Here is a 14,565-nt window from a genome sequence, read left to right as displayed (position 1 = left end):
GCGCCGAGACGGATGAGGGGTGCTCCAGCGGAGTGAGACGCTGGCTTTCCCTGGAACACCCCTCATCCGTCGCCTTCGGCGACACCGCCCGGCCCTTCGCAGGCTCAGGGCGTTCAAAGCTCGAAAAGCCAAGCAATTGGCTTTTCGTCCGCAAATGCGGACCGCTTCTCACCCCACAGGGGGAGAAGGGGGAGCCCGCTCCGCCTGCCGCGCGGCAACTCTGCGCATCGCGGTCACGCGGCGGCGGAATATCTCCGTGCGCATCGCCATCAGGTGCAGCGCGAAGAACAGCACGGTGAAGCCGAGCGCCATCACGGCCAACGGCCACAGCATCGAGGGATCGATGGTCGGGCCGCCGAGCCGGAACACGGAGGCCGGTTGGTGCAGCGTGTTCCACCAGTCGACCGAGAATTTGATGATTGGGATGTTGATGAAGCCGACCAGCGTGATGATGGCGGCGGCCCAGGCCGCGCGGCCGGCATCATCCAGCGCGCGGGTGAGCGCGATGATGCCGAGATACATCAGGAAAAGCACGAAGACCGAGGTCAGCCGCGCGTCCCATACCCACCAGGTGCCCCACATCGGCTTGCCCCAGATGGAGCCGGTGATCAGCGCCAGCGCGGTGAAGGTGGCGCCGATCGGGGCCGCCGCTTTCAGGGCCACATCGGCCAGCGGATGGCGCCAGACCAGCGTGCCCAGCGCCGAGATCGCCATGATCGTGTAGCACATCATGGCGAGCCAGGCGAAAGGCACGTGAATATACATGATGCGCACGGTGATGCCCTGCTGGAAATCCTCCGGCGCGGTGAAGCTCATGTAGAGGCCGACGGCGAGCAGGATCGCCGCGACCGCCGCCAGCCATGGAACGACTTTGTCCGCCAAGCCGACGAAGCGCGTCGGATTGGCGAGATCGGCCCAGGCGCTCAAGCGTGAGGTGGTGTCGCTCATGCCGACCTAAATAGACCGGAGATTGGCCTGGGGCAATCGGGGGAGTGTCGCGCTTTCCCTTCTCCCCTTGTGGGAGAAGGTGTCGCCGAAGGCGACGGATGAGGGGTGTTCCAGGAAAAGCCAGCGTCTCACTCCGCTGGAACACCCCTCATCCGTCTCGGCGCTATCGGGCCGATCCACCTTCTCCCACAAGGGGAGAAGGGAAAAGGCGCTGATTACGCCGCTTCCGTCACCGGGCGGCTGAGGCGGCGGACTTCCTCGTCGTTGAGCAGGCCGCCGGCGCGCAGCAGGGCGGCGAAGCGGCCGTTGCGCAGCGACAGCTCGGTGAAGCCGCCCATCTCGACCACCCTGCCCTTGTCCATGAAGACGACGAGGTCGGCGTCGCGGACCGTGGTCAGGCGGTGGGCGATGATGAAGGTCGTGCGGTTGCGGCGCAGCTCGTCGATGGCCTCCTTGACGCGATCCTCGGTTTCGACGTCGAGCGCGCTGGTCGCCTCGTCGAGCACCAGGATCGGCGCATCCTTGAGCACCGCGCGGGCGATGGCGATACGCTGGCGCTCGCCGCCCGAGAGCTGGCCGCCGCGCTCGCCGACGACGGTATCGTAGCCGCCGCTCTTGGCCAGGATGAAGTCCTGGGCGGCGGCGGCATTGGCGGCGGCGTGAACCTCGTCATTGCTGGCATCGGCGCGGCCGACACGGATGTTGTCCTCGATCGAGCGGTTGAGCAGGCCGGCGTCCTGGAAGACGGTGGCGATCGAATGGCGTAGCGACTTGCGGGTCACCGTGCGGGTGTCGATGCCGTCGATCAGGATGCGGCCGCTGGCGGGCGTGAAGACGCGCTGCAAGAGATTGATGAGCGTCGTCTTGCCGGCGCCGGTCGGGCCGACGATGGCGACCGTCTGGCCGGCCTGGACCTCGAAGGAGACGTCCTCGATGCCGTGGCCCGAATTGGCGAACTCGAAGCTGACATCCTCGAAGCGGACGTGGCCGGTGACGTTGGTCAACTCGCGCAATCCGTCGGGCTCGGCGGTCTCGGCAGCCGAATCCTCGAGGCGATAGAACTCCTCGAGCTTGGCACGAGCCTCGGAAATCTGAGTGGTGAAGGCCGACATCTGGTCGAGACGGGCGATCAGCATTCCGGCAAAGCCGGTGAAGGCAACGACATCGCCGACGCGGAGCTGGCCACGGGTGACGAGATAAGCGCCGATCGAGAGCACGATCATCATCGAGATGGTCGACGACAGACGGTTCAGCGCATTGGCGATCGCCCACCAGTCGAGCACCGGGTTCTGGGCGTCGAGCAGATCCTTCACATAGCGCTTCAGCGTCGCAGTCTCGTGGCCGATGCGATTGTAGCTCTGCAGCACGGCAACGTTGCTGACGCTGTCGGTCACGTGGGCAAACACGGTATGGTAGTGGCGTTCGACGGCAGTCTGCCCCGACTTGGTGCGGCGCATGACGAGGCGGCCGATACCGACATAGAGCACGCCCAGGCCAAGCAGCACGACGGACATGCGGATGTCCATGGACAGCGCGGTCGGAACCAGCAGCACCAGCGCGATGGCCGTCGAGAGATGCACGCGCATGAATTCGAGCCACAGGCTGAACAGGGTCTCGACCGCGCGCAGCAGCGTGTGCAGCGAATTGGATGTGCCGCGCTGATGGTGCCAGGCAAGCGGCATGGTGATGACACGCTCGAAGGACTGGCACAGCACCTCGGAGCGGCGGGCATGGGCGAAGCGGTCGGCGCCGCGCGCCACCAGCACGAAGGCGACGACGTTGAAGGCACCAAGAGCGGCCCAGACGGCGAGCGTCGAAAACACCGCGCCTTTTTCGGAGATGGCACCGATCACCCGGCCCAGGAGGATGGGCTCAAGGATCGCGATCGCCGCGAGCGCGACATTGGCGCCGCAAATCAGCGCAACGCGCTTCTTGTCGGACGCCAGATAACCCAGCGCTCTAAAGTAGATCTGCAGAAGTGACACTTCAGCTACTCCGCCAAACTCTTGTCTGTGCTCAATGCCCGAATTGTGCACCGCACCATTTTCTGACACGTATCGGTTAACGTGTCGCGAAACAATGCGTCGTCTATCGCTTCCGTTCCCATTTAGCGAACAAAAGATGACGACGGTACGAAATCTGACGTGATCACCTAACGGTTTGAGATAAAAGGTGAAATGTCAGGCTTGCGGCAAAATAATGGCACCTGCCTCGCGCTGCCACATTTTTAATCACAAGCTGCTTGCTTAGGCTGCCCTAAAGGAAGGCGCGCGATCGGGCGTGAGAGGCCGCGCCAAGTAAAAGGGGCGTCGGCCGCGCACCCCGAAAGACGCGCGGCCGACGAACCAAACCTTTGATTTTACGCAGGTATCCTGACGACGACCTCGGTCTTGTCGCCAGCTTTCGGCTCGAAAGAGGCCGATTTTTTCTTCGAACCATCGACTTCTAGCGAGATCGACTTGGTCTTTTTGTCGCGGATAACACGAAGCTTGATCTCGCCGTCGAACATCTTGAGCGTCGCGGCGTAGCCGTCCCAGTGCCCGGGCAGCTTCGGCCTAAACGTGATCTCCTTGCTGCGCCGCTCGATACCGAGAATGCCCTCCACCGCGGCGCGGTAAAGCCAGCCGGCCGAGCCCGTGTACCAGGTCCAGCCGCCGCGGCCGCCCTTGCCTTCGCCGGCATAAATGTCGGCGGCCACGACATACGGTTCCACGCGATAGTGCTCGGCCGCCGCCTCGTCCGAAGCGTGGTTGACCGGGTTCAGCATCGAGAAGCAGCGATAAGCCTCGTCGGTGCGGCCCATTTCAGCCAGCGCGATGACGAACCAGGTCGCGGCATGGGTGTATTGGCCGCCATTCTCGCGCACCCCCGGCGGATAGCTCTTGATATAGCCCGGGTCCTTCTCGCTCTTGGAGAAGGGCGGCGTGAACAGCTTGACGATCTTGAGCTCGTCATCGACCAGCATCTTGGTCGCCTGTTCCATGGCCGTCGTCGAACGGGCAGGATCGCCCTCGCCCGACAGCACGCTCCAGGACTGGGCGATCGAATCGATCCTGCACTCGTCCGAATTGTGCGAGCCGAGCGGCGTGCCGTCGTCGAAGCTGCCGCGCCGGTACCACTGGCCGTCCCAAGCGGTGCTTTCCAGGGCCCGTTTCAGCGCGTCCGCGTGCTTGGTCCAGGCCTGTGCCCGCTTGGTGTCGCCCTGCCCTTTAGCGACAGGCGCGAAGTCGGTGAGCGTCTTCAGCAGGAACCAGCCCAGCCACACGCTCTCGCCCTTGCCGCCCTCGCCGACACGGTTCATGCCGTCGTTCCAGTCGCCGCCAAGGATGAGCGGCAGGCCGGCGGGGCTGCTGCGCTTGATCGCGAGATCGAGCGCCCGCGCGCAATGTTCATAGAGCGGCGCGGTGTTCTTGGTGATCTCCGGCGTGAAGAAGGCGTCGTGCTCGCCCTCGCCGAGCTGCTGCCCGTCGATGAAGGGCAACTGCTCCTTGAGGATACCGGCGTCGCCCGTCACCTCGATGTAGCGGGCCGTCGCATGCGCCAGCCAGACTACGTCGTCCGAGATCATCGTGCGCACCCCGGCATCGGTGCGCGGCAGCCACCAATGCTGCACGTCGCCTTCCGGGAATTGCCGGCGCGCCGCGTTGAGGATCTGGTCGCGCGCCAGCTTCGAGTCATGCGCCAGAAGCGAGAGCGTGTCCTGCAACTGGTCGCGGAAGCCGAACGCGCCGCTCGCCTGGTAGAAGGCCGAGCGCGCGCGGATGCGGCAGGCCAGGCTCTGGTAAGGCAGCCAATGGTTGACCATGGCGTTCATCGCTTCGTCGGGCGTCTCGACCTGAATGGTGTCGAGGAAGCCGCGCCAGACGCGCTCGTTATCGGCCAGGCGCTGATCGAAATCCTTGCTGCGATGGGTCTGCACCAGTGCGCTCGCCTCGGCGGGCGTGGCGGCGTCGCCAAGCAGCCAGGACAGTGTCACGTCGCCGCCGGCGGGAATGTCGATGTCACTGGCGACGACAGCGCAGGGATCGTCGCCCGCCTCGATACGGCCCGAAAGCGCAAGCCCGCCAAGCACGGCCTGCGGATATTCGGTCGTGCCGTGCCTGCCGATGAACTCGCTGCGGTCGGCGGTTACCGAATGGACAGGATGGCTGGCTGCCAGGAAGGCGACACGCTCGCCGAAGTCGAGGCCATAGGGATTCTGCGCCAGCATGGCGCCGGTGGCGGCGTCGCGCGACGGCACGATGGTCGCCGCCGTGCGCGAGCGATGGCCGCCCAGCACCCATTCGGCATAGGCGTAAATGCGCAGCCGCGCCGGCGCCGGGCCGGCATTCTGGATGCGCAGCCGGGTGATCTTCACGGGATCGGTGGGATCGACCACCTGCGTCAGGTCCATCGACAGCGAACCGCGCTTGGAGCGGAAGGTCGAGAAGCCCTGGCCGTGCCAGGTCTCATAGGTCATCGACGGATCGCGAACCGTCGCAGCCATCGGCGAGAAGGCCTTGCCGCTCAATTGGTCGAAAATATAGAAGCCTTCGCCTGGCCGGTTCGACACCGGGTCGTTCGACCACGGCGTCAGCTGGTAGTCGCGGCTGTTGCGGCTCCAGGTGAAGCCGGCGCCTTCGGCCGAGACGTGGAAGCCGAACGAGGCGTTGGAGATGACGTTGATCCAGGGCTGCGGCGTCGAACGCCGGCCGGTCAGCCGCGTCACATAGTGGCGGCCGTCGCCGTCGAAGCCGCCAAAGCCGTTCCAGAGGCTGAGACCGCTGCCGTCGGCGGCGATATCGGCTCCGCTTCGGCTTGCCGGCACCGGCAAGGGGAGCGGCGGAACGGGTTCGCGCGGTGTGCCGCCCTCGGCCTGCATCAAGGCGTCGCGGGCCTGGAGCGCCGCCGTCTCGGCACGTTCGAGCTGATCGAAGATCGTGCCGTTGCGGGTGTGCAGCACGACCCGCGCCACCGACAGCAAGGTCTTGTAGGTCGGCTCGTCCATCAGGTCGCGGCGCACCGCGAAGATATGCTGGCGGGGCCCGAGCTCACGGCCGCGCAGGCGGCTGTTCTCGCACAGCGTCTCCACCGCGCGCTGCAGGTCCTGCACATAGGACGAGGCCTGCTCGTTGACGACGACGAAGTCGATCATCATGCCCCGCGCCCGCATATATTCCTGGAAGCGGAGCGCCTGGGCAACGATCTCGAGATCGGCGACGTCGCCGATGCGCACGAGGAAGATCGGGAAATCGCCAGAGATGCTGGTCGGCCACAGGCTCGACTGGCGGCCGAGGCCCGACGCGATAGATTCCGCCGGCAGGCGCAGGAACGGATCGGGATAGATCAAATAGCGCGCCAGCTTCTGCACATTGGCGGCGTCGGTGAGGCTGAGCCCCAGATGGCGCGTCTGCACCTGGCTGCGCGTCCAGGCAAGCATGGCCTGGCGGGCGAAGCTCTCCTGGTGGTCGAGACGGGCGATCGCCTCGTCGAGCTCGCCGCGATTGGCGCCGACGGCGGTCCAGAAGGTCAGCGATATCTTCTTGTTGGCCGGAACGCGCACCTGGCGGCGCAGCGCCGCTACCGGGTCGAGGGTGAAGCCCTGGCTGCCCGAAAGCCTGACGCCGGGGTCGAAGGCGACGGCATCGGCGATGGTGCGGCCACGGCCGATGAAGGCGCGCCGGTCGGTCTCGGCCTCGGCATCGCGCGACGGGCCGGACGGGTCGGTGACGAAATGCACCATGGTGAGGTCGGGATCGTTGTTGTCGCGCTTGCGCCTTGTGGCGAAGATCGCGCTGTTGTTCGGCGCGATCTCGGTCTCGACGAACATCTTGGAGAACGCCGGATGCGCGTTGTCGGACGTCTCGTTGCCGAGCACCAGCTCGGCGAAGGAGGTCACTTCGATGTGCCGGTCGGTGGCGCCGTCATTGTAGAGCGTGATGCGGCGGCCTTCGCCATTGCCTTCTGAAATGACGATGCATTCGACTTCCGAACGCAGCGAACCCACCGTCTTGGTGAAGCTCGCCTTGTCGTCGCCAAACAGCGTCTGGACGCGCTCGCCCTCGGCGCGCTTCGGCTCCGCGGTGGCGGACCACCAGTCGCCGGTCGCCGCGTCGCGCAGGAAGATATAGGAGCCGAGGCGATCCTCGCTCGGATCCGGCTGCCAGCGGGTGACGGCAAGCTCGCCGAAGCGGCTGTAGCCGGAGCCGGTGGCGGTGACCATGACCGAATAGCGGCCGTTGGACATGACGTTGGTCGCCCGCAGCGCCTTGATCGGATCGAGCACGACACGGCTATCCGGGCTCTCGGCCTCGGTCTCGTCCTTGGAGCGCTCGTCGGCTTCCGTCCTAACGGTCGCCGTCGGAATGTCGCGCGGCGCCTTCTCCTGCAGCAGAAGCTCGGCCGATTCGATCACCGGGTCGCTGTGGAAACGCTCGCGCAGCCGGCCCTCGAAAATAGCGTCGGCTACTGCCGCGATCGTCATGCCGGAATGGTGCGCCATATAGTTCTGCACCACAGCGTGGTCGGTGCCTTCGGGCACGCGTTGCGGCGTGAAATCGACCGCGTCGTAGAAGCCGTGACGGCCAAGCGCGCCGATCGAACGCAGCCGCTGCAGGTTCTGCACCGCCTCGCGCGGATTGAACTGTGCGGCCAGGATCGTCGCGTAGGGCGCAATCACGGTGTTCTGGCCAAGGCCGCGCTTCAGGCCGAGCCCGGGCACGCCGAAATTGGTGTACTGATAGGTGAGCTCGCGGTCGCGGGCGTTGTAGGCCGCTTCCGAAATGCCCCAGGGCACGTTCTTGGAACGCGCATACTGGATCTGGCGCTTGATGATGAGCTTGCTGGTCTGGTTGAGGATCGAACCCTGCGGCTCCTTCATCACCAGCGGCGGCATCAGATACTCGAACATCGAGCCCGACCAGGACATCAGCGCGCCCTGGAAGCCGATCTCGACGATTGGCCGTCCCAGACGGAACCAGTGTTCGGTCGGCAGGTCGCCCTTGGCGATGGCGAACAGGCTGGTGAGCCGCGCCTCGGAAGCAAGCAGATCGTAGCAACTCTCGTCGAGCTGGCGCTCCTCGACGCGGTAACCGATCGAGAGCAGCTTGCGCTCCTGCCGCATCAGGAAGGAAAAATCCATCTCGAAGGCGTAGCGGCGACAGCGCTCGCGCAAGGCGAGCAGCTTGGCGCGCAGAGCGGCGACCGCGCTATCGTCATTGTGCGAGTCGTGCACATGCGCCTCGCAGGTCGCTTCCAGCCTGGCCGCCCAATCGGCGATGACATCGCTCTTCGGCGATGCCGCCTCGGTGTGGATGGCGGTGGCGAGCTTGCGGATTTCGCCCGCCAGTACCGCAAGGTTGATGGTGCGGATCGACGCCATCTCGGGCTGCGCCTTGATGGTCGCCACCGCGCGACGCATGCCGTCGAGACGGTCGGCAAGGCGCTGGCGCAGCGGCCGCAGTTGCCGACGGTCGTCCGGCAGCTCGTCCAGGCTCTCGTCAAGGATGGTGACGGTGTCGATGATGCCTTCGAAATCGCCCTGCAGATGCACGGAAGGCGCCTCGGCCCATTCGGCGCAGGACGCCGCCACCGCGACGAGATGTCCAGCGAGATTGCCGCTGTCGACCGCCGAGATGTAGAGCGGATAGAGCGGCTTCAGTGTCGTGGTGTCATACCAGTTGTAGAGATGGCCGCGGTCGCGCGGCATGTTCTCAATGGTCGTCATCGTGGCGTCGATGCGGGTGATGGCGTCCGACAGGCTGATCCAGCCGAAATCGCGCGCCGATACAACCGAGAGCAGATAGACGCCGATATTGGTCGGCGAGGTGCGCGGCGCCACAACCGGCGCCGGGCTTTCCTGGAAATTGTCCGGCGGCAGGTGATGCTGCTCGGCCGTCACGAAGGTCTCGAAATAGTGCCAGGTGCGGCGCGCGAAGGTGCGCAGCGCGTGGATGTCGGCGGTCGAGATGCGCAGCCTGTCCTCGGTCTCGGCCGAGCGGCTGATCCAGCAGGCGACGGCGGGCGAAGCGATCCAGAAGATGGCGAAGAAGAAGGCGACGAAGGCGCCGGTGGAATCGGCCAGCACCGGAATCGCCAGGCCAACGACGCCGATGATCACCGCGCCGTACATCATGCCGTAATAGGCGCCGAGATCGTTGCCGCCCTTGGCGGCTTGCGAGGCGGTACGCCATTCCAAAAGATTTTGCCGGCTGACGAAGAGCCGATAGATGGTGCGGATGATGGCATCGCCCATCATCCAGGCGAGATGCGCCATCAGAAGCACCTTGAGCGCCACAAGCGCTGTGCCGAACACGGTATCGCGGGCCAAGGCGGAGAAATGGCCGCGCGGCGTCTGGTCGCCGCTCTTCGGCAGGATGCCGTTCACGATGTCGAAGGTCGGCGCCATGAACAGGCTGAGGATCATAAGAGCCTGCCACTGCGCCGCCTGGGTGAAGGGCAGCAGCGTCCAGCCGGCAATGCAGGCCATGACCCAGAAGATCGGGGTGACCGAGCGGCGCAGATTGTCGACCATCTTCCAGCGCGACAGCGCAGGCACGCCGGAGCGCGGATCGAAGATATAGCCGAGCAGCTGCCAGTCGCCGCGCGCCCAGCGGTGGTGGCGCGAGGCGTCGACCGAGTAGCGGGTCGGATAGTCTTCGACCAGCTCGACGTCGGTGACCAGCGCGGCGCGTGCCAGCGCGCCTTCGAGCAGATCGTGGCTGAGGATGGTGTTTTCGTCGATGCGGTTCTTCAGCGCCGCTTCGAAGGCGTCGATATGGTAGAGGCCCTTGCCGGTGAAGGAGCCGTCGCCGAAGACGTCCTGGTAGAGGTCGGAGACTGCGAAGACATAGGGGTCGAGGCCGCGATTGGCCGAGAAGACGCGCTGGAAGAAGGAGGCGTCGTCGCCGCTGGTGAGCGAAGCGGTGATGCGCGGCTGCAGGATGGTGTAGCCGGCGGTGACGATACGCTTGACCGGATCGAAATGCGGGCGGTTCAGCGGATGGGCGAGCTTGCCGACCAGGTCCGAAACCGCGTCGCGCGTGGTGCGCGTGTCGGCGTCGAGCGTCATCACATAGACGACGTTTTCCGGCAGCGGCACATCGAGCGGCAGGAAGGTCGTATCGCTGTCGCCACGCAAAAGAAGGTTCAGCTCATGCAGCTTGCCGCGCTTGCGCTCCCAACCCATCCAGCAGCCCTGCGCCTGGTTGTAGAGCCGGCGGCGATGCAAGAGGTAGAAGCGCGGCGAACCTTCGGACGGATAGCGGGCGTTGAGCCTGGCGATCTCGTCGCGGGCATATTGCAGGATCTCGATGTCGGCGACGTCGATCTCGGTCTTGGAATCCGGCCAGTCGGACAACAGCGCGAAACGGATCTCGTCCGCCGTGTTGGCGAGGTGGTGCACCTCGATGTTGCGGATGTTTTCCTCGACGTCGTCGCGCGAGCCGATCAGCGAAGGCACCACGACCAAGGTGCGCGATTCGGCCGGGATGCCGTGCTTGTTGTAATCGTAGCCGACAAGCCTGGTCGGTTTCAGGAACAGCGCCACCACGGTGTTGAAGAAGGCCAGCGCGCCTTCGCTGGCCGGAACGGCGAACAGCGCCAGCATCAGCGTGATCGATTCCACCGACAGGCCGAGATTGGCGAGCGCTTTGCCCGACAGCACCAGCAGCAGCGCCGTCAACAGGAAAACCGGCACGACGATGCCCAGCCAGCCGGCGCTGGCAAAGCCTCGTTTGAAGGTCACATAGAAAGGCGGCCGGTAGCCGATCGCCCTTTCCAGCTCCTGCCGGCGCGGGCCGACCAGGAAGAAGCCGACATCGGTGTGCACGGCGGGGTCCGCTGTTTCCGGCACGCCGGACGCATCGGTGAGGCCGGGCGTGTGGCCGGCAAGCTCGATCGCCTTTTCGGCGACGCGGTACTCGGAAAGATGCGAGCGGCGCGCCAGCTGTTCGATCGCGGTGCGGTACTGGTCGCGCGAGAAGAAATCGAGGTTGGCGAAATCGGTCTTGTCGCGCAGCAGCGTGTCGATGCGGCTGACGCCCTCGAACCAGACCGTCCAGTCGACGTCATTGATGAGGCGCAGACCGCGAATGATATTGCCGGTGGTGACATTGCCCGAGGACAGCGTCTGATGCTCGGAGATGATGATCTCCTCGGCATCGGAACCGGTCTTTTCGAGCTCGCCTTCCAGCCATTCCAGCGCGCGGCCGGCGTTCTGCGACCCGTCGCGCAGGCGATAGAGCAGTTGGGTGGCGAAAGTGGTGTCCTGCGCATGCGCGCTGTAGTGCGACAGGATCCTGGTGCGGTCGGCATTATCGTCGGTCGCCAGAACCCGGTCGGCGACCTCGTTGGCGGTCTGGCGCATCTGCCTGGTGCGCTCGACGCGCACGGCGATGCGGCGCAGATTCTCGATCAGCACGAAGCGCAGCAGCGACGGCAGCGCCCAGAGCTCGCCGATCTTCATCGGCTCGACCGACTGGAAGCCCTCGACGATAGCCTTGAACATGCTGGCCGAGACGGAGCTGTCGGAATGCTCGACATAGCTCCAGGCGACGACGAAGGCGCGCGGCAGCACCGTGCCGTCGCCGAGCGTGAGTGTCGGCAACTGCCGGTAGAAGCGGCGCGGCAGGTCTCGCTTGACCTGGAAGATGGTCTCCTCGACCAGGTAATTGTTGTCCAGCAGCCATTGCGCGGCCGGCGTGATGGTCTCGCCCTTGGCCTGCGCGGCATTGGTCGAGCGGTAGACTTCGAGAATCTTCTTGGCGCTGTCGCGGATGCGGGCCTGGAACTCGAACGGAGCGAGGCCGAACAATTCCTTGACCTCGCCCTTGGCGAGCGCGACGCCCAAGGCGCGCAGCCGGTCCTCAGGCAGGAAATTGGAGCGTATCGGCGCGTCCGCCGCCGCCGGGAAGCCGGCGCTTGTCTGTTCGATCTTGTTGGGATTGGTCTGAATGTTCATTGAAAATTCCGTAAGCGGGGGCGCAATGCGGCGTCACCGCCACGGCAATGGCCCTAAAACCGGTTCAATTGCAATTGGTTGCATCACTGATCGGCCGAAAGTTTGTTTTGCGCACCACAACCGGGGCGTGCCCTTTCGACAGCTTTTGGGCGAACGCCCCTCGCTCTCCGCCCCCGGTTGGATCAGGGCAAGGATTCAGGCTTTTTCGTGGTACATGCAAGGGGCCGGGCGATAATTCGCCCAAGCCGCGATCATGTTTGGCAACAGCCGTTAATGGTTGGCGGCGAGGCGGTGGAGCCCGATCACGAAAAGCAGGCCCGGCCCCTTGGGCTGAAGCCGCATTTCCGGGCTGTCGCGGTCGAGGATCAGCGTGTCGAGCGGTCCGAGGCTCGGCCCATCGTGCGTGAGGAGCGTGGCGCCGGCACCGACGGCAAGAACGAGCGTGGTGTCGGCGCGCGGCGCAATCCGAATCTCGGTGGTGAAAGACCGGCGCTCGACCTCATGGGCCATGCGGCCACGCCGGGTCATGATGTTGAGATCGGTGATCGGGCCGCCGATCAGCGCTGCGCCAGTCGGCACATCGCCCGGAAAGGCGAGCGGCGCCGAGGCCATGGTCAACCGCGCCGGCGCCTGGCCGGCAATGTCGAGAATGATCCCCTCGCCTTCCAGCACCGACAGTGTTCGATCTATGCCTGCGAAGCTTGAGAACGGCCCGCTCGTCTCGACCCGGGCCATGGAGATGCGCCAGTCGAAATCGTCGAGCCCGGCGCCGTCGGGCGAAACGGCGATTTCGGTCGTCGTGCCGCCGCCATTCTTCCACGGCATGACGCGGTAATCGGCGGCACGAAGGATGCGCATTCGGCTCAAACCCAGACGATTTCAGGTCGATTCGACCTGAAATCATCCAGCTCTGTCTTTTTGGTGAGGAGCATGATGTTGCCCGAAAACCGCCTCACACTTTTCGGCATCATGCTCAGCCCAGGATGCCCGGCAGGTTCAGTTGGTGCTCCTTGGCGCACTGGATGGCGATGTCGTAGCCGGCATCGGCATGGCGCATGACGCCGGTCGCCGGATCGTTCCACAATACGCGCTCCAGGCGCTTTGCCGCGTCAGCCGTGCCGTCGGCGACGATGACCATGCCGGCATGCTGCGAGAAGCCCATGCCGACGCCGCCGCCATGGTGCAGCGACACCCAGGTCGCGCCCGACGCGGTGTTGAGCAGCGCGTTGAGCAGCGGCCAGTCGGAAACGGCGTCGGAACCATCCTTCATTGCTTCCGTCTCGCGGTTCGGCGAGGCGACCGAGCCGGAATCGAGATGGTCGCGGCCGATGACGACAGGCGCCTTGAGCTCGCCCTTGGCGACCATTTCGTTGAAGGCGAGGCCGAGCCGGTGGCGGTCGCCGAGACCGACCCAGCAGATGCGCGCCGGCAATCCCTGGAACGAGATGCGCTCGCGCGCCATGTCCAACCAGTTGTGGAGATGCGTATTACCGGGAGTGAGCTCGCGCACCTTGGCGTCGGTCTTGTAGATATCTTCCGGATCACCCGAGAGAGCGGCCCAGCGGAACGGGCCGATACCGCGGCAGAACAGCGGCCGGATATAGGCCGGCACGAAGCCCGGGAATGCAAAGGCGTTCTCGAAACCCTCATCCTTGGCGACCTGGCGGATGTTGTTGCCGTAGTCGAGTGTCGGCACGCCGGCGTTCCAGAACGCCACCATCGCCTCGACATGCTCGCGCATCGAAGCGCGGGCGGCCTTTTCGACGGCCCTCGGATCCGAGATGCGCTTCTCGCGCCACTCGGCCATCGTCCAGCCCTTCGGCAGATAGCCGTTGATCGGGTCATGCGCCGAGGTCTGGTCGGTAAGAATGTCGGGGCGGATGCCGCGTTTGAACATCTCAGGCACGATCTCGGCGGCGTTGCCGAGAAGCCCGACCGATTTTGCTTCGCCGGCCTTGGTCCAGCGATCAATCATCTCCATCGCTTCGTCGAGCGTCTCGGCCTTCTCGTCGACATAGCGGGTGCGCAAGCGGAAGTCGATCGAGTCCGGGTTGCACTCGATCGCGAGGCAGGAAGCGCCGGCCATGACTGCCGCCAAGGGCTGGGCGCCACCCATGCCGCCGAGGCCGCCGGTCAGGATCCACTTGCCCTTGAGGTCGCCATTGTAGTGCTGGCGGCCGGCCTCCACGAAAGTCTCGTAGGTGCCCTGCACGATGCCTTGCGTGCCGATATAGATCCAGGAGCCGGCCGTCATCTGGCCGTACATCATCAGGCCCTTCCTATCGAGCTCGTTGAACTTCTCCCAGGTCGCCCAGTGCGGCACGATGTTGGAGTTGGCGATGAGCACGCGCGGCGCGTTGGAATGGGTCTTGAAGACACCGACCGGCTTGCCCGACTGCACCAGCAGCGTCTCGTCCTCGCCCAGCGTCTTCAGCGAAGCGACGATACGGTCGAAATCGTTCCAGGTGCGCGCCGCCCTGCCGATGCCGCCATAGACGACGAGCTCGTTCGGGTTCTCGGCGACCTCGGGATCGAGGTTGTTCATCAGCATGCGCAGCGGCGCTTCCGTCGTCCAGTAGCGAGCATTGAGCTTGTCGCCGCGCGGGGCGCGCACTTCACGTATGTTGTGACGAGGATCGGTCATCATTGTCCCTTTCAAGCAAGGCGGGCGGCGCGGG

The 14,565-nt window shown here is 65.0% G+C and carries 5 protein-coding genes; all 5 read right to left on the bottom strand.

The window, feature by feature from the left end; all coding sequences use genetic code 11:
- Nucleotides 1-168 precede the first annotated feature (168 nt).
- The 5 genes from FJ423_RS09300 to hutU all read right to left on the bottom strand — a co-directional run bounded on the left by FJ423_RS09300 (nucleotide 169) and on the right by hutU (nucleotide 14,534).
- On the bottom strand, nucleotides 169-948 hold the full coding sequence (locus tag FJ423_RS09300) for a heme ABC transporter permease (RefSeq protein WP_140841026.1): 780 nt from the start codon (nucleotides 946-948) through the stop codon (nucleotides 169-171).
- A 215-nt stretch (nucleotides 949-1,163) separates the two neighbouring features.
- Nucleotides 1,164-2,933 (bottom strand): glucan ABC transporter ATP-binding protein/ permease, encoded by a 1,770-nt coding sequence (locus tag FJ423_RS09290; protein WP_095767781.1) that lies wholly within the window; start codon nucleotides 2,931-2,933, stop codon nucleotides 1,164-1,166.
- Between the two features lie 374 nt (nucleotides 2,934-3,307).
- On the bottom strand, nucleotides 3,308-11,887 hold the full coding sequence (locus FJ423_RS09285; RefSeq protein ID WP_140841025.1) for a glucoamylase family protein: 8,580 nt from the start codon (nucleotides 11,885-11,887) through the stop codon (nucleotides 3,308-3,310).
- Nucleotides 11,888-12,157: 270 nt separating this feature from the next.
- A complete protein-coding gene (locus FJ423_RS09280; protein WP_140841023.1) occupies nucleotides 12,158-12,745 on the bottom strand; it encodes a HutD family protein in 588 nt (195 codons plus the stop codon).
- Between the two features lie 115 nt (nucleotides 12,746-12,860).
- Nucleotides 12,861-14,534: a urocanate hydratase gene (gene hutU, locus FJ423_RS09275; RefSeq protein WP_181174759.1), complete on the bottom strand. Its 1,674-nt coding sequence runs from the start codon at nucleotides 14,532-14,534 to the stop codon at nucleotides 12,861-12,863.
- Between the last annotated feature and the right edge of the window lie 31 nt (nucleotides 14,535-14,565).

The sequence above is a fragment of the Mesorhizobium sp. B2-8-9 genome, assembly GCF_006439475.1.
GTDB lineage: Bacteria > Pseudomonadota > Alphaproteobacteria > Rhizobiales > Rhizobiaceae > Mesorhizobium.
The sequence above is the reverse complement of the archived record's forward strand: the minus strand, read 5'-3'. Positions and strand labels throughout refer to the sequence as shown.